19 protein-coding genes are annotated in these 20,893 nt (G+C 63.3%); 7 read left to right on the top strand and 12 right to left on the bottom strand.

What is annotated here, in order from left to right:
• Positions 1-32 precede the first annotated feature (32 nt).
• From F3087_RS27065 to F3087_RS27055, 3 genes are all read right to left on the bottom strand, one after another.
• Complete coding sequence (locus F3087_RS27065; protein WP_150404818.1) at positions 33-1,490, bottom strand: aminotransferase class V-fold PLP-dependent enzyme; 1,458 nt, start codon at positions 1,488-1,490, stop codon at positions 33-35.
• 315 nt (positions 1,491-1,805) lie between these two features.
• The gene (locus tag F3087_RS27060) at positions 1,806-2,714 is read right to left on the bottom strand and encodes a UbiA family prenyltransferase (protein WP_150404817.1); all 909 of its coding nucleotides are present in this window, start codon (positions 2,712-2,714) and stop codon (positions 1,806-1,808) included.
• Positions 2,715-2,732: 18 nt separating this feature from the next.
• Positions 2,733-4,097 (bottom strand): cytochrome P450, encoded by a 1,365-nt coding sequence (locus tag F3087_RS27055; RefSeq protein WP_150404816.1) that lies wholly within the window; start codon positions 4,095-4,097, stop codon positions 2,733-2,735.
• A 418-nt stretch (positions 4,098-4,515) separates the two neighbouring features.
• On the opposite strand from F3087_RS27055, the gene F3087_RS27050 reads away from it, so the two are divergent.
• Positions 4,516-5,622 carry a TetR/AcrR family transcriptional regulator gene (locus F3087_RS27050; protein WP_150404885.1) on the top strand — a complete coding sequence of 369 codons (1,107 nt, stop codon included), beginning with the start codon at positions 4,516-4,518 and terminating at the stop codon, positions 5,620-5,622.
• A gap of 815 nt (positions 5,623-6,437) precedes the next feature.
• On the top strand, positions 6,438-7,391 hold the full coding sequence (locus tag F3087_RS27045; RefSeq protein ID WP_150404815.1) for an SDR family NAD(P)-dependent oxidoreductase: 954 nt from the start codon (positions 6,438-6,440) through the stop codon (positions 7,389-7,391).
• A gap of 14 nt (positions 7,392-7,405) precedes the next feature.
• Here F3087_RS27045 and F3087_RS27040 read toward each other — a convergent pair whose 3' ends face one another.
• From F3087_RS27040 to F3087_RS27030, 3 genes are all read right to left on the bottom strand, one after another.
• Positions 7,406-8,215, bottom strand: a complete 810-nt coding sequence (locus F3087_RS27040; RefSeq protein ID WP_150404814.1) for a class I SAM-dependent methyltransferase — start codon at positions 8,213-8,215, stop codon at positions 7,406-7,408.
• Positions 8,216-8,243: 28 nt separating this feature from the next.
• Positions 8,244-9,467, bottom strand: coding sequence for a cytochrome P450 (locus F3087_RS27035; protein ID WP_191094152.1), 1,224 nt, complete (start codon positions 9,465-9,467; stop codon positions 8,244-8,246).
• 149 nt (positions 9,468-9,616) lie between these two features.
• The gene (locus tag F3087_RS27030; protein WP_150404812.1) at positions 9,617-10,801 is read right to left on the bottom strand and encodes a serine hydrolase domain-containing protein; all 1,185 of its coding nucleotides are present in this window, start codon (positions 10,799-10,801) and stop codon (positions 9,617-9,619) included.
• Between the two features lie 215 nt (positions 10,802-11,016).
• Here F3087_RS27030 and F3087_RS27025 point away from each other — a divergent pair, with 215 nt between their 5' ends.
• Positions 11,017-11,916, top strand: coding sequence for a DUF5995 family protein (locus tag F3087_RS27025; RefSeq protein ID WP_150404811.1), 900 nt, complete (start codon positions 11,017-11,019; stop codon positions 11,914-11,916).
• Positions 11,917-11,933: 17 nt separating this feature from the next.
• Here F3087_RS27025 and F3087_RS27020 read toward each other — a convergent pair whose 3' ends face one another.
• Entirely contained in the window at positions 11,934-12,533 is a 600-nt protein-coding gene (locus F3087_RS27020) for a helix-turn-helix domain-containing protein (RefSeq protein ID WP_150404810.1), read from the bottom strand.
• A gap of 13 nt (positions 12,534-12,546) precedes the next feature.
• Here F3087_RS27020 and F3087_RS27015 point away from each other — a divergent pair, with 13 nt between their 5' ends.
• Entirely contained in the window at positions 12,547-13,083 is a 537-nt protein-coding gene (locus F3087_RS27015) for a GNAT family N-acetyltransferase (protein WP_150404809.1), read from the top strand.
• A gap of 53 nt (positions 13,084-13,136) precedes the next feature.
• The gene (locus tag F3087_RS27010; protein ID WP_150404808.1) at positions 13,137-13,715 is read left to right on the top strand and encodes a GNAT family N-acetyltransferase; all 579 of its coding nucleotides are present in this window, start codon (positions 13,137-13,139) and stop codon (positions 13,713-13,715) included.
• A gap of 167 nt (positions 13,716-13,882) precedes the next feature.
• On the opposite strand, the gene F3087_RS27000 is transcribed toward F3087_RS27010, so the two are convergent.
• Complete coding sequence (locus tag F3087_RS27000) at positions 13,883-14,608, bottom strand: class I SAM-dependent methyltransferase (RefSeq protein ID WP_150404806.1); 726 nt, start codon at positions 14,606-14,608, stop codon at positions 13,883-13,885.
• On the bottom strand, positions 14,601-15,278 hold the full coding sequence (locus F3087_RS26995; protein WP_150404805.1) for a helix-turn-helix transcriptional regulator: 678 nt from the start codon (positions 15,276-15,278) through the stop codon (positions 14,601-14,603). Before F3087_RS26995 ends, F3087_RS27000 begins: the two co-directional genes overlap by 8 nt.
• Before the next feature lie 272 nt (positions 15,279-15,550).
• Between F3087_RS26995 and F3087_RS26990 the strand changes: the two genes are divergently transcribed.
• Positions 15,551-16,666 carry a polyprenyl synthetase family protein gene (locus F3087_RS26990; RefSeq protein WP_223885360.1) on the top strand — a complete coding sequence of 372 codons (1,116 nt, stop codon included), beginning with the start codon at positions 15,551-15,553 and terminating at the stop codon, positions 16,664-16,666.
• Between the two features lie 219 nt (positions 16,667-16,885).
• Here F3087_RS26990 and F3087_RS26985 read toward each other — a convergent pair whose 3' ends face one another.
• The 3 genes from F3087_RS26985 to F3087_RS26975 form a co-directional block, all read right to left on the bottom strand.
• Positions 16,886-17,728, bottom strand: a complete 843-nt coding sequence (locus F3087_RS26985) for a hypothetical protein (RefSeq protein ID WP_150404804.1) — start codon at positions 17,726-17,728, stop codon at positions 16,886-16,888.
• 261 nt (positions 17,729-17,989) lie between these two features.
• A complete protein-coding gene (locus F3087_RS26980; protein WP_150404803.1) occupies positions 17,990-18,406 on the bottom strand; it encodes a nuclear transport factor 2 family protein in 417 nt (138 codons plus the stop codon).
• A 19-nt stretch (positions 18,407-18,425) separates the two neighbouring features.
• Positions 18,426-19,394 carry a winged helix DNA-binding domain-containing protein gene (locus F3087_RS26975; RefSeq protein ID WP_263407238.1) on the bottom strand — a complete coding sequence of 323 codons (969 nt, stop codon included), beginning with the start codon at positions 19,392-19,394 and terminating at the stop codon, positions 18,426-18,428.
• A gap of 436 nt (positions 19,395-19,830) precedes the next feature.
• Between F3087_RS26975 and F3087_RS26970 the strand changes: the two genes are divergently transcribed.
• Positions 19,831-20,799: a hypothetical protein gene (locus tag F3087_RS26970; RefSeq protein WP_150404802.1), complete on the top strand. Its 969-nt coding sequence runs from the start codon at positions 19,831-19,833 to the stop codon at positions 20,797-20,799.
• Positions 20,800-20,893: the final 94 nt, after the last annotated feature.

The raw sequence follows: 20,893 nt of genomic DNA, 5'->3' as shown, positions 1-20,893 counted from the left end.
CCGCATCGCCGCGCCGAACATCAGGCCGAGCCTCAGCATCGTTCACGATCCGGAAACCCCGCCAACCCTTCCGCAGTCGCACGGTAGTCACGCCACGACCCGAGATAACGAAGGAACCCGACGATGTCGGCGAAGTTGCTGACCGGGCCGAGTGAAACGCGCAATGCACCGCCGGTGGGTAAACCGATGGCGCGCCGGTAGTCGTCGATCGTCCGCAGCCCCGCTCGATTCGCGCCGACCCGGATCAGGTCGGCGGGTTCGAGCTCGAAAATCGTCTCGCCGACCCCGGGGTTGCAGAAGCAGCCCGCGCGCAACGCGATGCCGTGCTGAACCGCACGGTCCTCGGCCACTCGCTCATCGATGATGCCGCCGTCGACATCCAGGAGATTGAACGCGATCGTCGCGCCTCTGCCTCGCGTGTCGCCGGGGCCGTACAACGCGCAGACGGGTGTTCCGTCACCGTGGCACAGCTGTGCCATTTCATCGAGCAGGAATTGCGTCAGGCATCGCACCCTGGCTCTGACGGTATCGCGATCGAGAGTCTGGCGCAGGTAGTCCAATCCGACCGAAACGCCCAGTGCACCAAGGAAATCCGGCGTGCCGTCTTCGAAATTATCCGGAGGCGCTGCGCTGGCGTGCCACCCGCCCAGTGCACTGGAAGCGATGACGGTACCGCCGGAGAACCAGGGACGACGCAGCTGTGCGAGCGCGTCGTTCCTAGCGATCAGACAGCCGAGCCCGGTCGGCCAGCCGAAGATCTTGTAGTAGGACAGCGGGACGAAGTCGGGTTTGTACTTGCTCAGATCGAGATCCGAGAGCGCCACGAAGGCTGCGGCATCGAGTACCACCCGCCAGCCACGGGCTTGGGCATCGGAGATCCAATCGAGTGGATGTTGCACACCGGAGAAGTTGCTCTGCGCTGGATACGCGAACAACGAGGGCTTCGATGCAGAGCGGTCCAGCACGTCGAGCACCGCGGCTGGATCTGCACGGAGATCGGGGCGCAGGGCAATGGTTTCGACGGTCGCTCCGCAGGTGCGAGCGTATTCACGGATGCCGAGGACGGAGTTGTGATTGTCGCGCAGCAACGCCAGCCGCCCTCCCGGCTGGAAGGGGAACGCCTCGCCGACGAGCCGAAGAGCACCTGTCGCATTCGAGGTGAAGATCACCGAGTATTCGTCGGGATCGGCGTTCACGAATCGCAGAGTCGCTCGGCGAGCATGCTGCACAGCGGCAGTGGATCGACGGGACGGGCTATTGGCAGAGTGCGGATTTCCCCAGATCCTGCTGTTCATGGCGGCATGGTAGGCACGAAGCTGTGCGCGTCCGGGCAAGCCGCTACCCGTGTAGTCCAGATAAATCAGGCCCTGCTCATCGAGCCGACCGAAATCCTCGGCACGGACCTCATCGAGATGCCGCGTCTCCAGATATGTGGTGTAGGTCCTCGCGAATGTCTCGAAGCCCACGTCCTGGTGTGTTGTCACGGTCATCCCGATCCACGTCGATCGAAGCGATTAGCTGAACTGTCGCCAGACTATCGACCATGGCAAACGGGAATGTTCCCACCCAGAGTAAGGTATCCGGGCGACCGACCTCGCCCGGATACCGGTGGACGCTGGTCAAGCCGGTTCGCCCTGGTCGCCGATGCCGTCCGTGCGGTCGGTCAACGCGGGTAACTCCACGGTGTCAGCTGTCGGATCCACTCGTAGACGCGCAAAAAAGTCATCGAGTGAGGTGAAGCCGGCGGCGGCGATCTCACCGAGTAGCCGCACGGCCGGCTCGTGAATAGGGTTACGATCCATTTGCTATGCCCTAAAAGCTGGTATCGCGCTCGCCAGGGTGAGGCAGTACCAATACGTGTAGTACATGTAGGTGAGATTGTCCGACCGGCGGGAACGAACCTTCAGCACACGGACAGAAATAATCAACAGAAGGAGCATGCCCAGTCCGCCGAGGATCTTCGCCGCACCAGCAGCGTGGCTGTACAGCAGGACGTAAACCGCTACTGGATATGCGGCGAACGCGGCGCCGAGTGCTATTCGTGACTTTTTCTCACCGAGTAACGTAACAACGGTTCGCCTACCCACGGCGACGTCGCCATCGACGTCCCGGAGATCCTGGATCGACACGAGAACCGCGAGCGGCACCGCGAGCACCAGGATCCATCGCCACGCTGCCGAGGTCAGGGGCGTAACCATCTGCCACGCCGCAGCCAATTGCGCGATCGTCCCGGCGACCATGGATATATTTTTGCCCCACCAGATCCGCGAGCCGCCGAAATGGTTATGGAACATCCACGCCCCGACCCATAGCAGGGTCCACCCGAGCACACCGAATACGGCGCCACTGAGCACGAACAGACAGGTCGCGCCGACCAGCCGTCGCGAAGCACCTCGCACGCTCACGACCCCGACGATCAATGGCCGGTGCGGCTTGTTGATCTCGTCCTCAGGTAGCCCGGTTATCTGATTGGACAGGTTGAATGTATAAATATATAGCCAGAAGTACAGAATAGAACGAGGGAGAGCTTCGATAAGCACTGTCGATGAGTGCCCGGCATGCGCCCCCGCGGCAACGGAAAACACGGTCGCCGGAACGACCGTAGCCGTCAAATCTCCCCACGTGAACGACCAGCAAATAAAAAATTCTCGCTGCGACGCTGCAACTGCCCGCGACAATACCGATTCCAGACCGGCTCCACTATGGCTGTTCATCACCGGCTACCGTCTGCTTCAAGGGTTACCGGCGCGGACTTCGCGGCGCTCGACGCTCCGCGCCGAAAGTTCCATCCACATATGTCGCGGGGCAGGCAGATCTCTGAGTGAAACTGTGCCAGGCACTCGAACGATGGGCGCCAGCCGCCAGCTTGCCGTGATTGTCGCCACCACCATACCGGCCTCGGTGAGCGCGAAAAGGTCCCCGATGCAACGCCGAGCACCCGCGCCGAAGGGCAGATATGCCGACGTCGGCAGTCCGGCGACCCGCCATCTGTCCGGTATGAATTTGTCGGATTGCGCGTACGGTCCAGAAGATCGCTGGATCGCGTGCGGGCTGATTGCGATGACAGTTCCAGCCGGGATTTTGCAGCCGTTGAGCTCGGTGTCCCGGGAAGCTATTCGAGTGACCATCCACCCCGGCGGGTACATCCTAAGGGTTTCCGTCAGGACCCGGCCGACCGTCGGCAGCTTGTCCAAGTCGTCGAACTGCGCTGCCCGTCCCGCCAGCACCGAATCGACTTCGGCCTGCAGCTCGTCGAGCAATTCCGGATCTATATTCACGGAGTACAACGCCCAGCAGATCGCGCTTGCCGTGGTCTCCGCACCAGCAAGCAAGAACGTGAACACCTGATCGATCAACTCCGTGCCCGTCATCGCGGTCCGAGCAGGTCCGAGATCGCGAGCAGCCAAGAAGGCGGACAACAGGTCGCCATGATCGACGCCCTCGGCCCGGCGCTCGGCGACGATATCGGACGCCAGTCGTCGAACCCGCCTCCGCGCGTGCAGGAACCGACGGTTGCCCGGCGTGGGAAGCCGGCTGATCACCGGAGGAAGGACGGTTCGCCGGAACAGGCCTTGAGTGATCACATCCAGATCGTGGGAGACCTCCTGGATGGCCGCTTCGTCCAATGCGGTGGAGAACATCGTCCGCACCGCGATATTCACCGCGAGTTCGGTCATCTCCGAGCTCAGGTCGATGATTTTCCCGTCACGCCACTCGGCCAAAGAATTCTCGATTACGCTGGCCATTATCGTCGAATAGCCGCGAATCCGATCCGTCCGGAACGCCGATTGGCACAGCCGGCGCTGGCGACGATGCTCATTGTGCGGACAGGTGCCCAGCCCATTGCCCGCAACTTCCCGTGTTCGCTCGTAGAACGGTCCACCCTTGTCGAAGGTGCGGTCGTCGATCAGCACCTTTCTGATCAACCCTTGTTCGCAAACAACCACGACCGTCTGGGGCCCCAACTGAACCCGCCACAGCGGACCATGAGAGGCCAGCGACGAGATGAATCCGATCGGATCGTTCAGGAATTCGGACGCATGCCCAATTCCAAGTCTACGACCGGCGGCAATCGGAATAGATTCAAACCCGGACATTACCACTCACCCCCGCACACTGCCAACTGCTTGCCTACAGATTGCCGACTTCTGCCCTGACTCGAACTCAACATCATTATTTCCGTTCCGAAAGAAACCGATCGAAAGCGTCGGCAAACGACTACCCGACGACACCTGAGCCAACGGAATCACGCCGCATAGTTGCGGCCGTTCCGCCAGGTTCACTAGACGACCCGTGCATCAATGCGCTTCGTCTGGTGGCAGATGTTACCACCATCCGGATGATAAGAACATCTGAATGCGGATACTATCGATCCGTGCCGGGATCGGCCGGGCGGCTCGCCGACGCCGGTCACCGGCGACCTTGCGCTGCACCGAGTTACCGTGCAGGTGTACAACTGTGAACTGTACGGCGGAACGGTTTTACAACAATCGCATCGAGACAGCGAAGGAACGGATGGCACGCCTGAGCAGGGCCGAGCAGCAAGAGGTCACTCGACGAAAAGTGCTGGACGCGGCGAAGGTCGAGTTCATCCGACGCGGTTTTCGCGGGGCCACGATCGATGGCATCGCGGAACGCGCAGAGTTGACCCGTGGGGCGGTGTACTCGAACTTCCCGGGAAAGCAGGCCTTGTACCTGGCAGTTCTCGCGCGTGAAGCCGAGAACGCACCACCGCCGCTCCCCCAGGGCGCGGCGCACACTCCCGCAACCGCCATCGGCCGGTTCGCCAGTACCTGGGCCGGACAACTTCCCCATCTGAGCAGTTACCCGAATGACGCGTCGGAACAACTCAGCTCGCCCGCTCTCACTATCGATCTGATCCCGCTGATACAGAATGATGCGCGACTCCGCCGCTGCTTCGCTCAGCTCATCAAACTGGATGCCATTCTGCTCGGGCTGGCGCTCAGCGGCATCAGCAGTTCTCCCGCGACCAATCTTCAGCGGCACATCCACAACGCGGAGTCGGTGTTGACCGTCCTCTACGGCGCGACTCAACTCGCGTTCGCCGCGTCCGGCTTCGTCGACCCGGGTCGAATCGTCACACTGTGCGAACAGATCGCGCATCTCGACCAGAGCGGCCGACAGAGCACAAGAAAGGAAACGACGACACTCGAGCCGTGCCCGAGCAACACCCCCTGGTCGCCACCTACCTCGATCGACCGGGTCTACGGCACGACCGCGCACCTCGACGGTAACCACACAATCGCGGTTCTCGGTATGCATCGAATATCTGCTATCGAAGAAGCTCTGTCCACCTCCATCCCGCAGCGAATTACGATCGCCCTGGTAGCCGACGACGACGCGGGCGAACTGATGCCGCTGGCGCGACTGGCGTTGGCCGACATCGGCCGATCGCTGAGATTCGCCTTTCCCACCCCGGCACTACCGCAGCTGCAGGTGGTGGTCGACGATGCCGGCGTGCTCGCCGCAGCATGCGGGATCGAAGAAATCAATGACGACACAGAATCAGCGGTAGCGGTCAGAGACGGATTCATCGTGATGCGCACCGACGGCCCCGGTGCCTGCGCCTCGATAGTTTCTGCGATTGCCGTGCGCGCCTAGGTCGGATTCCGCAGAGCGTGCGGGGGTGGTTGGACTCTTCCGACAATGACTCTCCTGACCACCGAATGAAGACTATGCAGATTGAACACGCAAAGTTTGGTACGGCCCGGTGGGACCGGTCCCAAGTGGTTCGCGCGTCCAGAACCACTGTCGGCCCGTCGCCGGCTGCCAAACCGGTGAGACCTGCGTCGCGGGCGACTCGCAGAATTGAGAACTCTGGGCCGGGCGTGCGTCCCGGCCCAGAGTTCCACACAAGTTCTAGCAGTTCACGGGTTGCTGCGCAGAACGGGGTATCAGGCCGACGCCTCTCTTCGTGTTCCGTCGATCGATGCAGCGTAGCGGCTCTGCAGCGGCGTCCAGGCACGGAGGACACCGCTGCAGGCCGGGGCGCACTCATGCGCAGGTGCGCCCCTTCCGCGGGAGCGTACGACTCCCGACCAACGCAGACCTTCGCTCCTCGACAGGCCAAGGTCTGCGTGGCCCACACCGGGCAGCAGCACCTGCAGCAGTGACGTTGCACGAACATGTTGCCCGCCAGCTAGCATCCCTCATCGACCGCACAGCAGCACGGACCTCTTACCAACAGTGGGAATAGACCGGCTTCAGCGCGTCCGAATCTGCTCCTTCCCACGAGCGACAATGCCCTACCGTATTTTGTGCAGGCGTCGTTACCCGCATCGTGTTACGCCTGTCGGCGTCGGCTTATCCCACGCAACATCCGCAAGCCGACGATCAAGGCTGGCAGAGAACCCCACGTCCGGTTCTCTGCCAGTCCGGTCGAATCGAATATTCACTGTTATCCGAAACGAGAGTTGATGGCGACGAGCGACGGTCACAACGGGATCAGAACTCCGTTCGATTTCGACTCGACTGCTGCCGAGGTGGTGGCGGAGATCGACTTGACTGGGCGACAAGCGATCGTCACCGGCGGCGCGTCGGGCATCGGCCTCGAGACCGCCCGGGCATTGGCCGCAGCCGGCGCCGCGGTCACCCTGGCCGTTCGCAACGTCGACCTGGGCGAGGTCGCCGTGGACGACATCGCGAAAAGCACGGGCAACCAGGAGACCGCGGTCGCTGTCTTGGATTTGACGGATCTCGGCAGTATCAGTGCGTTCGTCGACCAGTGGCAGGGACCGCTCGACATTCTGGTCAACAATGCCGGCGTGATGGCACCGCCGAAGTTGACCCTGACCGACCGAGGCCACGAGGTACAGCTCGCGACCAACCATCTCGGCCACTTCGCGCTGGCGGTCGGCCTGCACGACGCGTTGCGGGCCGCTGGCAACGCTCGGATCGTCTCGGTCAGTTCGAGTGCCCATCTGAGTTCTCCGGTGGTCTTCGACGATCTGAACTACCGCTTTCGCGCCTACGATCCGCGGGGCGCCTACGCGCAATCCAAGACCGCCAATATCTTGTTCGCGGTCGAGGCGACTCGACGTTGGGCCAGGGATGGCATCTACGCCAACGCACTGCACCCGGGCGGCATCGTCACGGCGCTGCAGCGTCATGTCGGCGGTGCGGAGTACATGCGGCGCGCCGCCCGCGAGGCGGGCGTCACCCTGAAGACTCCCGAGCAGGGCGCGGCCACTTCGGTCCTGCTCGCCACCGCCGCACAGCTCGACGGAATCGGCGGACGCTACTTCGACGATTGCCGGCAAGCGCCCGCGGTAGAGCGAAACTACGGATCCGCCAAGGGCGTCGCGATCTATGCGCTCAACGAAGCCAATGCCGAACGGCTCTGGGATATCTCGCTCGATCTGATCGCATAAACGCCGCCGCGTTTTCAGGCAACCGGCAATCTCGACGGTTTGCGCCCCCACACGCTCATCATGGCGACAGCCATGTCCAGGAATGCCACATCGTCGAAAAGCGCCAAGCCCTCCGCGAACTCGGCCGCGGTGAGTAGCCCGGCGTCGAGTATGGCGGAGCGAGTCTGGAGCAGTGCTACCCGCCAAATATCCTCGCCGAAACCACCATCGCCGACATACTGTGGCGTCACGCGCATCCCGATGTCGGTGACACCGGAGGCGGTCAGCAACGCGGGAAGTCTACGCGGCCACCGCATATCCGCGCCGTGGGAAATCGCCATAACTTGCTCCAACGCCCGCATCAGCCGCTGATACGCGGGATAACTCGAGGAATCGATCGGAAAAATCGCAGGTTCCTCGATCACCAACCAGCCACCCGGTGCCGCCCAGCCGACTATTCGGTCCAGCACGGCATCACGTTCGGGCAGATTGACCAGTAGGGAACGAGTGTGCACCAGATCGAACGCGGCCGGTGGAAAGCTGTCGGTGGTGACATCGTGCTGCCGTACCTGGAGGTTGCCGAGCTGGTGTTGTTCCAGATAGCGAATGTCGATATCGGTGGCCACGACCTGTCCGTCGCGACATTGCCCAGCCAGCCAGGCAGCAATCGATCCGGTGCCTGCACCGAGCTCCAGGCAACGCCACGCGTCGCCGATACCGATATCGCTCAGGATCGCCATCGTGTCCCGATCGATCAGCCGCTCTCTGGTCCGCAGCCGCAACAACTCGGTCGGACCGTCGAACCCCAACAATCCGTTCGCGTAACGATCCCGTGGATCTACCACAACCGCGAACTTACTCGCCGCAGGCAAATCATCTTCCGGATACCTCCGATGGACTGGTCGGCGTGAATCGGATGGGCAGGCGCTCGGGACCTACGAACCCGGCCAGTTCCGGCCGATATTCACCCGGTCCGTCCAGCGCGAGACCCGGAAGACGCCTGGCCAAAATGGACAGCGCCTCGGTCATCTCGAGTCGGGCCAGGCCTGCGCCGAGGCAAAAATGCGGCCCGTGACCGAATCCCAGGAACGGGCGGTGCTCGGCAGCAATGTCGAATGGGTCGTCCACGCCGGCGGCACCGGACTCGCGATGTGCCAGACCCAGAAAGAGCCACAGCCGGGTCCCTGCGGGTATATGCAGGTCGCGATAGTCGACGTCGATGTCGGCGCGTCGCCACATGATGGGTGCGGTCGAGTTGAACCGAAGGATCTCCTCGGTCGCGGCCGCGCTCAGCTCCGGCCGCTGCGCCAGCAGTGCCCACTGGTCGGGGTACTCGGCGAACGTCGCCATACCGAGCCCGAGTTGGTGGCGCGTGCTGTCTTGGCCGCCGATCACCAGGGTGACGACCATGGTTCGGATTTCCGCCTGGGTCAGGAGCTCGTCGCCGCGAGCGGCCACCAAGGTCGAGAGCAGGTCGGCGCCGGGCGCTGCCTGCCGCTCGGCACAAAGACGGTCGGTGACGTCGCCGATTCCGGCAATGGCAGCGGCCACCCGATCCGCTTGCGCGGCCATGTCGTAGGACAACAGGTAGGCGAGATCATTGCCCCAGTCCAGGAATTGCTCGTGCTCCACGGTCGGAATACCGAGCAGATCGAACATGACCCGCGGCGGATAACGATCGGCGAACTCGGACATGAACTCACAACGGCCGCGGGCGGAAAACTCGTCCACGAGTTGGTCGACAATCGAGCGCATCCGAGGCCGCAGCCGTCCGATCGCCGTCGAATTGAACGCAGGCGCAACGATCCGCCGCAATCTGGCATGGTGCGGTCCGTTGATGTTGAGCAGAAAGGCGGCCCATGTCTCGGCCACAGGTCCTGCGGTGATCCCTTGCGCCGACAGATGATCCGCGCCGGCCTGGCCCAAACCCTTGTGCTGCTGGAGCGCGACACAATCGTCGTAGGTGAGAATCGCCGGCCCCAACGGCGTATTCGCATACCAATGCTGAGCCGCTGCCGCACGTACTGCCACCGAGTTCACCCGAAATCCGGGATCCAGTAGCTCGAGACTCGCCGGAACACCAGCACCGTTGGCCATCGCCGGAACCTTCCCACCATGCAGAACCGAACACATCCGAACGCAATCGGATGGACAGCACCCTATCCCCGGCAGCCTGTCAGCGGGCATCGGCATTTCTCACCACCGGGAAGCGAATACGCAGTCACCGGTGTGCACCCACTATGACGTCAACCGCCGCAGATGGCCGTGCCCACCAATTCGCCGATGGCGGCAATGAGCTTGTTGACGGCGTTGTCGTCGTGACTGTCGATCGTCGGCCCCTGAGTTACCGAGAGTTCGACCCGGCGACTCCCATCTATTGTGCTGAACATGTCGGAGTAGTAGCCGGGAAGACCGCCGTCGTGGCCGACGAAGTCGCAGTGGGGTGTCCGCTCGATGTGGACCAGCGCGAAGCCGTAACCGGCGGTCGGACCGATTCGGCGCTCGTTACGCATTTCCGCGAGTAATGCGGGAGCGAGCAGTCTCCCACCCAGTAACGCGGTGATGAATGTATCGAGATCCTGTGTGGTAGAGATTATTTCACCCGCGGAATACGCCCACGACGGGTTCTGGTTGGTGACGTCGATCGCGTTCAGCACGTCGCCTTCCTTGTAGGCATCGTAACCACGGGCGTACGGACTGGGTATCCCGGTCCAATGGCCTGGAACGACGGTGCCCCACAAGCCGAGCGGCACCACGATGCGTCCATAAACCTGAACGCCGTAGGGCGTACCGGTGACCTTCTCGATCAGCAGGGCCGCCAGGATGTAGTTGGTGCTCGAGTATGACCACGCCGTTCCGGGGGCGAACCGAGCAGGCTTGGTCAACGCGAATCGCACGAACTCGTCCGGCTGATAATCACGGAACAGGCTGTCGTCGGCTGCCTTGCCCGACATCGGAAACAAGCCCGGCTCCGTGGTCCCGTCCGGATTCGACTCACCGGTGTAGTTGAACAATCCGCTGGTGTGCTGCAACAGCATTCGGACGGTGATCTGCGGGTCCAAGCCGTATTGGGGCAAGTAGTGCGACACCGGATCGTCCAGTCGAATCCGGCCTTCGCCGACCAGCTGCAAGAGCACCGTCGCCACGAAAGTCTTGGTGATACTTCCGATGCGAAACCGTCCGTCGGTGGCGACGCCGGCCTGGCTCCCCAGTTCCGCCGCCCCGGCACTGCCGGACCAATCACCACGCTCATCGTGAACGCGCAACTGCACACCTAGGGCACCGGCGGCAATCACCGCAGCGGTCGCCTGCTGTAGTGCTGTGCGGTTCTGCCCCTCCTCCGCGACCGCCACGTCGGCATCGGCCCACCCGGCCAGCATGACCGTCGCGATAACAACAGCGGCTACCCGCAGTACAGATCCCCGCGCCATCTGGCCTCTCCTTCGCACTACGCCGAGACAAAAAGCAAAGCGGATGAGCCGGATTCGACACACTGCCGAAACCGCCGGGACAGCATATGGTCCGGCGGCCCGGTGCCGGTCACCATGAATGGGAAGTGGCTACAGTGTGCGGATGCTGTCGCCCATCGACGGACCGGAAAACCTGCCGGATACGGCGCGGGTGAACAAAGGATGGAAATACGTCGATGGCGATCACCAGGCGAATTCTGCATTCCGTGTTGACCCTGATGATCGTAGTCACGACGGGGATAGCGTTGGGCGGCATCGGAACCGCGACCGCCTGGCCGGGCGGCTCAACAGCCTGTGGGAGCCCGCTCACCGCCGAGGACCTCACCACGATCGTTGATCTCTCAGAGACGAGTGCATTGATCGGCTCTTCGTCCGCGCGGCTCGAGCAGGTGGCGCAACGGCACCATCGGGTCACCGAGATCCTGGTGGCGCATCGGGACCGGCGTGGGCTGTTGCCGCTCGGAGTAGACGTGATCGAACGAGCGGTAGTGTTGCCATTGCAGCGCGACCCGATCGCGTTCGATGATCCCGAGTGGGCACATATGCTCAGCCTCGAGCTCCTGTCCCGGTTTCTGCATAATCTGCACGCCGAATTGATCGGTGCGCCAACCGATCCCGCCTGGACACGCTACTTCGAACTCGCCCGTTCGTGCGAACTACCCGCAACTCAGGTCGCGATGGCCGGCTATAACGCCCACTCCATCGTGGACCTCCCCTACGCCCTCGCGGCGGCACACACAACGCCGGGGAACGCGGAGGACTACTTCACCCTGTTCGACATGATCGCCCAGCACGAATCGTTGATCACCACACAGACCGAGACGATCTACGGCAGCGATATCGGACCGCTATGGCGGTTCTACTTCCTCAGAGCCGGCCTCGACGCGGTGCCCAGCACCGATCACGCCTCCGGCGCCATGATGCGCCTGCTGAATGCCGGCGCTCAGGCGTGGATTTTCGGCACCGGCCTGGCCTTGCAGAATCCGTTGCTCGCCGCGGCCGCACAGGGCGAGATAGATCTCTTGTGGCCCGCCATCGACGCGGATCCCCGGCCCCAGGCCGATGGCGAGCGCTGATCCGTCCACCGTTCCCTCTACGTCGCCGTCGCTATGCGGGTGTTTTCGCTTCGCGCTGTTCGAGGGCGCATCACCAGCGCGGCGACGAAGTATGTGCATGGTCGATCGGAGTGGTTTGCGTAGCGCAGAGTGCTGTCGGCAGCGAGATAGACCGAATCCCCGGCTCCGAGGGTGATGGTGTGAGTGTCGTCGACAGTGAGGGTGGCCGTTCCGGATTCCACATAGATGAATTCGTGGGATCCCGCCGCGTAGGAGGGGTACTCGCGGGGGCGGCAGCCGGGCGGAAGGGTCGAGCGGATCCATTCGAAATTCACGCCGGGCACCACGGGGGTCAAGATGGTGCGTTGCCAGCCGCCGGGTTCGTGGACGACGTCTTGTTCGGCGGCGCGCCGCACGATGATGCGGGCACTCTCCGGTTCGGCGAGAAGGGTAGACAGCCGTATGCCCAATCCCGTTGCGACACGGTCGAGTACGACAACGGTCGCGGCTTTGCCGCCCCGCTCGATCGCCGACAGCATGCTCACACTCACCGCGGACAGCTCGGCGAATTGTTGCAGCGTCAATCCGCGCTCGTGCCGCAGTTGCTGTATCCGTTGGCCAAGTTTCGACAAGTCCATATACACTATCGTAATGAATAATTCCTCTATAGAGAAATCCGCGAAGGTTCGGCCGGCAGCCGCCGCCGACCTCTCGGCCGTTGCCGAGATCTATGCGCACTACGTCGAGAACTCCGTGTCGACCTTCGAACTCCGCTCGCCGGATGTGCGCGAATGGACCAACCGATTCGCTTCGATCGTCGATGCCGGATTGCCCTTCTTGATCGCCGAAATCGACGGCTGCCCAGCAGGTTACGCATACTGCGCGCCCTGGAAGTCGCGTCCCGCCTACCGCGCGACCGCCGAGGATTCGATCTATCTGGCACCGTGGGCGACCGGCCGGGGGCTCGGCGGCGTGCTGCTCGACGAGTTGCTCGCCGCCGGTACCGACCGTGGGCTGCGGGAAATCATCGCCGTCATCGCGGACACCGGCAGTCCGGCTTCGATCACATTGCATTCCGGGCACGGTTTCACCGAGGTGGGGCGGCTACGACGGGTCGGGTTCAAACACAATCGCTGGATCGACACGGTACTGATGCAACGCAGCCTGGTCGTGGAGCGAGCCGAGTAATCAGCCAGTGAAATCAAATTGTCGTGCCGGCTCGGATACCCGATGATTCCGGCATGGGCAACGAAATCGTCATCCGGCCGATGGCCGCCGCCGATCCCGAGCCGATCGCCGCAGCCTTCGCCGCGCTCGGCTGGACCACCAAGCCGGTCGAGCAGTACATCGGTTACCTGACCGAGCAGGCGGCAGGTAAGCGCGCATGTGTGGTCGCCTGCCGGGGCGGGACTTTCGCCGGATATTGCACGCTACTGTGGACGGCCGCATACGAGCCCTTCCAAACCACCGGAGTACCGGAGATTCAAGATCTCAATGTCGTGCCCCAGCATCGCAATCGCGGAATCGGCACCATGCTGCTGGACGCGGTCGAAGAGCTGGCGCGGCAGCGATGTCATGTCGTGGGACTGGGGGTCGGCCTGTACGCCGACTACGGACCCGCCCAGCGCCTCTACGTCCGGCGTGGTTACCTGCCCGATGGACGCGGAGTCTGCTACCGCAACAGGCCTGTCGAGCCCGGTGCGACGATCAGGTTGGACGACGACGCCGTGCTCATGTTCACCCGCGATCTCTCGTCGCCGGCACCGTCCCGTTACGTCGGGCTGGAACCCGCGCTCACCGGCGAGTGTGCCGGACGGTGACGGCCATGCGGCGAAGCTTGCCGCGCATCCGACCGTCGGTGTTGGACACCAGTGTCAACCAACCACACACAACACTGCCCGGAAGCCGCCGGCACAGCTCGGACGCAGTCTGCGTTTTACCCCCGCCGAAGGGTGCCACCACAACGCCTCTCACACCCGGTGGCAGGTCAGTCCCGGTGGGCGATGATCGCGCAGGGCTGAAACGCGCCCGGCGACGCTTCCCACCCCTGCACCGATTCGAGTTCCACAATCTCCACATCGTCGAATCCGGCTCCGTTGGCCAGCCGTATGACCGGCTCGTGGTCCGCCAAGCGCATCGCGGGCAGCAGCGATTGGACCTCCCGGGTGTAATAGCCGGCGAAAAGTTCCGCCTTCCGCTGGTCCACCGGCGGCCCGCCCGCCTCCGAGTTGACGCCGTAGATGCAGACCGCCCGCCCGCCCGAGGCGAGCAACGCGTGCCAGTTCACAAACGCGCGTTCGGGCTCGCGCAGTGTCCACAACAGGCTTCGGTTGATGACCACATCGAAGCTGCCCGGCGCGAACGGTGGATCGACGGCGTCACCGACAGCGAACGAGATCGCCAGACCGGGCGCGATCGTTGCCTCGAGCATCGCCTCGGACAGGTCGATCGCCGTCACCTGGTGACCGAGTTCGGCGGCGATCCGGGCTACGAAGCCGGTCCCGGTTCCGACATCGAGGACGCGTGCGGGAGGCTCGGGGAGCAGGCCGCAGATCGCGCTGACCCAGTCGTCGTATCCGGGCGTCCCGGGTCGCGCGAGATTATCGGGCGAATTGTACTCAGCAGCGACGACTTGCCAGAAGCTCGTGATTCTCCGCTGTGCGGCCGCACCGGCACCGGCCGTGGATGAATGTGATGTGTCAGGATCAACCATGCAGTAATCCTGCGTGCACCCCCCATGACAGGTCTTGCACGTTTGGGAGATGTTCGGCTGCGATCCACGCTGCCGGGGTGGCCGCGGTCAACTTCCGCCATTCCCGGGTCAGATGCGCCTGGTCGGCATAACCGCATGCGGCAGCCGCCGCGGATAGCGATTCCCCGCGGGTTTGCAGCCGGCAACGCGCGCGGTCCAGCCGAGCGACCCGCATGGCGAGCTTGGGTGTCAGCCCGAATTCCGCGGCGAACAGCTCGGTCAAATGGCGCCGGCTGAAGCCGACGTCACGGGCGACCGCGTCGACGCGCGCCGCGCCCTCGGGCACGGTGATCCCGCGCGCCCAAGCATGCTGAAGCGGCATCGGTACAACATGGCGATCGTGCAGACCGGACGAGAGAATGTCGTCCAGGACGTCGAAGCGCTCCAGCCATCCATCCGCTCCGGCACACCGCTCGACCAACTCATCGCCTCGATGACCGATGATCTCCGGCAGGCCGAACACGCCCGACACCAGTTCGGCCGCACGTACCCCGAGGACCGCCCTGGCGCCGAGCGGCGAGAGCAACACTCGAATGATGCGCGGCGTCGAACCGTGCCGCACATGGATTGCCGACGTCTGCAAACCACCGATGACCGCGGAAAACTCGCGGCAGATCCCGGCGGAGTTCACGATCTCGATCGGCCCGTCGAGACTGACGATGAACGTCAGATACGGCGACGGCAGAGCCCGATGCACCCCCGGCTCGAACCCGGACAGTTCGACGCCCAGATACCGTTGCACGAACGGACGTAATCGCCCGGTCGGCGTACGCGAAACGGCACTCCTCACCACCGCGAGTGTTCCACACGTGATGCCGTTGGTAACGCGTAGCCGACCTTCCCACCGCTGGTGACATTGGAAAATACGAGCGTGAGTGCTCTATTTGCGCAGCTGGACATCCAGTGAGCGCCGCAGCAGATGGTCTGAGACGACAAAACCCGACGACGTTCGTTCTCACGCCCGCTCCGGCCACCCAGCCGCTGGATTTGCCGGGAATCCGGCGTGCGGTCGACGCCGTGCTGACCGATTTCCTGCGACACAAAGCCCACGCCGACACCGACACCGCCCTGCCCGGCGAGGTCACCCAACTCCTGCACGACTTCCTCTTCGCCGGGGGCAAACGCCTACGCCCGCTGCTATGCGTCATCGGCTGGCACGTAGGCCCGAACCACGCGAAACCACCCCCGCCCGCCCTCATCCAGACCGCGGCGTCACTGGAGATGTTTCACGCCTTCGCCCTCATCCACGACGACCTCATGGACCGCTCCGCCACCCGCCGCAACCGCCCCACCGTGCACCGCGCCATGACCGAACACCACAACAACCAGCACATCGGCAACAGCGCAGCCATCCTGCTGGGCGACCTCGCCCAAACCTGGTCGAGTGAACTACTCCACACCGCCGGGCTCAAATCCCGCCAACTCACCGCGATCCTGCCCCTCATCGACACCATGCGCACCGAGGTCATGTACGGCCAATACCTCGACATCACCGCAGGCAAACCCAGCCCGGACCTCGACCTCGCCCTCCGCATCGCCCGCTACAAATCCGCCAAATACACCGTCGAACGCCCACTACAAATCGGCGCCACCCTCACCGGCGCCGACCCCCACATACACACTGTGCTCAGCGCCTACGCCCTGCCCGCCGGTGAAGCCTTCCAACTGCGCGACGACCTCCTGGGCACCTTCGGCACACCCGAACTGACCGGAAAACCCACCCTGGACGACCTGCGCGAGGGCAAACACACCGCACTGCTCGCCCTGGCCCTACGCCACGCCACCCCCACCCAACTCCACGACCTGCACACACTGATCGGCAACACCGACCTCGACGAAACCGGCGCACAACACATCCGCCGACTCCTGATCACCATCGGAGCCCGCGACCAGATCGAAACCATGATCACCACCCGCCGCACCACCGCCCTACGAGCACTAAACGATCCCGCACTCCCACCCGCCACCGCCACCACACTGGCACAGCTCCTCAACGCCCTCACCGCAAGAACTACCTGACCGGTCAATCGCCGGATCAGCGCCCGACACCGACCATCCAGATCATGGCCATCATGCATGAAATCCGCTGCGGCACAGCAACACCGGGACGAGCCGAGGCGGAATACCGCACGACCGACCGACTGGCGTCCGCCGAACCGCCCGACACCATCGCCGCGGGCGTCACCCGCGTGGCACGCACCGTCTGCCGATGGAACGGTCGCCGCGTCGCTGACTTGCCTACGACTGTTCGGTCTCGTCTCGGCGAATGCCGATCGCGCGTCGGGCAACCCGCTCGCTCATTGCCCAGGCGCGGATTTCTGCCGCGGTCGCGGCTGGGATATGCGGCGTCGCCGGGTAGTCGTCTTCGTCCCAGTCGATCTGCGATTCGTAAGTGGCCAATCCGGCCAGCACAATCGGATCATCGCGATAGTCGCGTTTCGCTCGATCAAGAAATTCTCGGATCTCGTCGCCGTGCTGACCGTAATCACTCGGGTATCGTTGCGCCGGCTCGGACGGCGGCGCCCAGCGCAGCCTGCGAGAACCGATGAAGTCGTCGACAGCAGCCAGCTGATGCAGCAACGGAGCGAGTTCCGGAAGCCGGCCCGCATAGATTTCGGCAGGTGCTGACACTTGCCCGAAGAGCCGCTGAAGCTCGCGCTCCGACAACCCGTCTGGGGCTGGGGTGCCGTTGGTGATGGCATCCCAGATGGGTTGCGCAATCAAGGCGAAGACGATGGCTTCCCGGTCCGAGCTGGTCGACCCGGAATATTTGCCGTCATCGTTACTCCGCTGAGTGCGTTCTATGCGCTGTAGCAATTCCTCGATATCACTATCGGAAGTCAGTCGGTCTTCGTCTGCGATGCCGGTCTGATCTTCGGCGAAATACCTGCCCGCCCGGCGCTGGTCGACGAAATATCGGAGAACAAGCTCGGTGTTGAGGTCACCACGTACTCCATCGACGCAACCGAGCCGGTTGTAAGTCCCGGCGATACCCAGCGTCAGGGGCCTATAGCCATCCGTTGTGTATTGCAGCAAGACGAGGGTCGCGTCGATGCCTGACAGGCTGATGCCGGTGATCATGCAATTGCAGTCGTAGAAACCCATTAGCGCCGGAAACCCGTTCTGTGCGATGTGGCCCCCAGGCCGACCTGCTATCACTGTCGGCCGACACTGCATCCACGCTAGCGGCTTCCCACTCTTGGTGATCTGCGCCGACTCGGTTGCCAGAACCCGCGGCGGACAACATGGAGGCCGTCTTCTCGCGTGCGATCGCACACCGAATGCGTGGAGTTCTCATGCTTTCAAAGCACACACGCACCAGTCGAGGAGGACCAATACGGCCTAGGCGTCAAGAAACTGGTACAGCAACTTCACCCGGTCGTTGTCGTCGAGCACGGCGAACATGCGGCCGGTCGCAGCGGGATCGCCACCTCCGGCGGCGGTCATCTGCCACCGGAACACAATTGCGTCGTGATGAGCGCTGGCCGCACCTAACCGCGCGAACTCGAATCCATTGCTGGTGAACTTGTCGTAGGTCTCGGCGACTGCCTCCCGGCAGCGCGCTCGGCCGATAAATTCTTCTGACGCATTGCGGTAGCACGCATCGGGGCTGAACAGGGCCTCGACTACCGCGTTGCGGCGTTCGATGTCCGAGTCGTTCCACGCGGCGATGAATCGATCTACCTGGGTGTCGATATCAGTAGTCATATCCATAGCATCGGCGAGAACAAGCGGCCAGTCGATTACCTCGGAGGTCATTGACCGTGAGCCGATCAGGTCAGCCTGCGGAGTCGGCGAAATCGACCCGCACAGCAGTCGCACCGCGCAGTTCGGCCACCTGATCGGCCTCCTCGCGCACCTGTCTACGAAGGCCGGCGTTCAGCGGCCGGAACGGGGTCACGGTAAGCACCAGTTTGCGGCCACTCGTGCGCGGACGCCAGATTCCGGCGACCTGCCCGTCGGCCAGCACGGTGCCCGGCTCGCCGACCGTCTTCCACACTTCGCGGTGGAACCTCTTGTCGACGATGATCTCCCGATCACGCATTTGGGTGTACGGATCGCGCGGCGGCAGCAGCCTGACACCATGTGTCTCGCGTGCCGACCGCAGCGCGTCGAGATCCTCGGTACAGAGCCACGCGGAGTTGCCGTCGTATTCGACAGGCGTGAGCTCGTCCGCCAACGTCGTCCACCACGGATCCACGTCACCGGCGAAAACACCGAGCCAGGCGGCGAAATCCTTGCGGGTGGACGGCCCGTAACAGTGCAGATAGCGCCGCAGCAACATGGCGCGAGCGCTGTCGGGGTCGACCTGCGGCAGTGGTCGGCCCAGCCAATCCCCGAGCAGGACGAAGGGTGCCTTGTTCGCGCTGCGCGGTGCGAGGCAGACGATGCCGCGCAACGTGAGCATTCGAATACAGAAGTGTGCGACCCCCTCCCCCAACGGGACGTTCGTGCCATATGATCCGACGGCCTGCCAGATCTTGCGTTGGGTGAGTGACAGCTTTCGTGCCATACGCTCGGCGAGTTCTTTGCCGAGTTCGTTGATCGCCAGCTGCCGTCCAGACAGCACCGCCTCGATTTCGTCAGCGGTCCGGTTAACCGCCTCGTCCAGACTCAGCCCGAGTTCGTTCAGCGCGTGTTCGACGCCGAGGATCAGATGCAGTCGCGCCGTTTCGGTGGCAGGCAGCACGCCGGTGGTGAAGACCGGTGCGTCCACCGTCGGGAAATAGAACGGCGAGCCGCGCATGCACCACGTCTGCAACAGGCTTTTCGCCTCGCCGACGAGGCGGTCGAGGCGGCCCCTGTGTCACCGCGTCGACGCGGGCGTGCAGTGCGAGCAGCGCCGAGCCCAGTGGACTGTTCTGAATTCCGCACGCACCCGCCACCCCGAGCAGATCGTCGGCGGGCTGTCGTTGCGTGAGATGGTGGGCGTGCAGCCGGAACGCGATGACGTCGCCGGTATGCACCTTTGCGACAGCTGCGCCGAGGTTTTTCCGAGCGGCCACCGATCGCCTCTCCGTATCGGGTTCGATCCCTCCAGCCTATTCCCGACCAAAACCGGTTCCCTCCGAGCTCTTGTTCCATCCGGTGGGAAGAGTGGCGGGTCAGCTGCGCGAGACAATACCCCCAGAGTTCGGAAGTTTCGAGAGGTCAGCGGTTCAACGAGGAGAGGGGCGGCAAGCGTGTCCAGCGGACATTCCGATCCAGAAGGATGGCTGGTCGCAGGCCTGGCTCAATCCATAACTGTCGTCACACCGGTTGTTTTCGAAGCATTTGTTCCCAAGTACGGTTACATCGTCGGTGGTGCCGTAGGAGGGGTGGCGTCGGACGCTATCGCCGGCGACATCCACAATTGGGACGATGTCGTTGAATCAGCCATTTTCGGCGCGGGTGGATTCATGATGGGCGGCGCCATTGGAAAGAAGATTGCCCGAGGCGTGGCCGAACGTAAGATAGCTGATATCCGTCGCCAATCAGTATTCGACTCAATGGGCGACAGTCAAAAAAAGCACGTGCGAGCCGTCATGAACGCAAAGGGCAATGAGTTCGGCGGTTTGGTCGGCACATTCCTCGCGCACAATGCCCTCCCACTCGCGAAATGGGCCGGCCGCCCATCCGTGCCCACCGAAGATATCGGCGCCGGAGTACTGCTGCCCGGGATGCCGGACCAGCTCCTGATGCCCGGCCCAGCGGTCCTGGCGGCGCCCATCGAGGCCGCATACCGCGCGGCCGTGCCCATCTTGGTCGACAGCTGGCGGCAGTGCGGCACCGGAAAAGACATCGCGACCACCTCACGACCACATCCGCCGACAATGCGGAAACCGAAAGGCACCGGAATACCTCAGTACGAACTCACCGCGCTGAACACCGAGGCGGCGATCAAGAGCCTGCACGGCGCCGACACCCAAACCACGGTTCTCGTTCGGCAGACCGAGCAGAACTCAACTGTCACGCGTGGCGCCATCACCCGCGTCATCGACTACCTCAACCGCACCGCACCGCTTTCGCCGGACGGCGGCATGACTCAGGACGAGTGGACTTCCCATCATCTCCAACACGCCGCCGAAGCCATACAGACAACCATTGCCGACGCCGCGCGAAACGCGCAGAATATCAGCGACCGAATCGGCAGACTAATCCAATCAGCTTGAAGTGGCCTGGCTCCGATTCGCGGACATGCCTCGATCACGCTATCGTGTTCGATTCCGCACGGGTGATTCCCGGCGGCGCAATGCGCTTCCGACG

The sequence above is a fragment of the Nocardia colli genome, assembly GCF_008704205.1.
Taxonomy (GTDB): domain Bacteria; phylum Actinomycetota; class Actinomycetes; order Mycobacteriales; family Mycobacteriaceae; genus Nocardia; species Nocardia colli.
The sequence above is the reverse complement of the archived record's forward strand: the minus strand, read 5'-3'. Positions and strand labels throughout refer to the sequence as shown.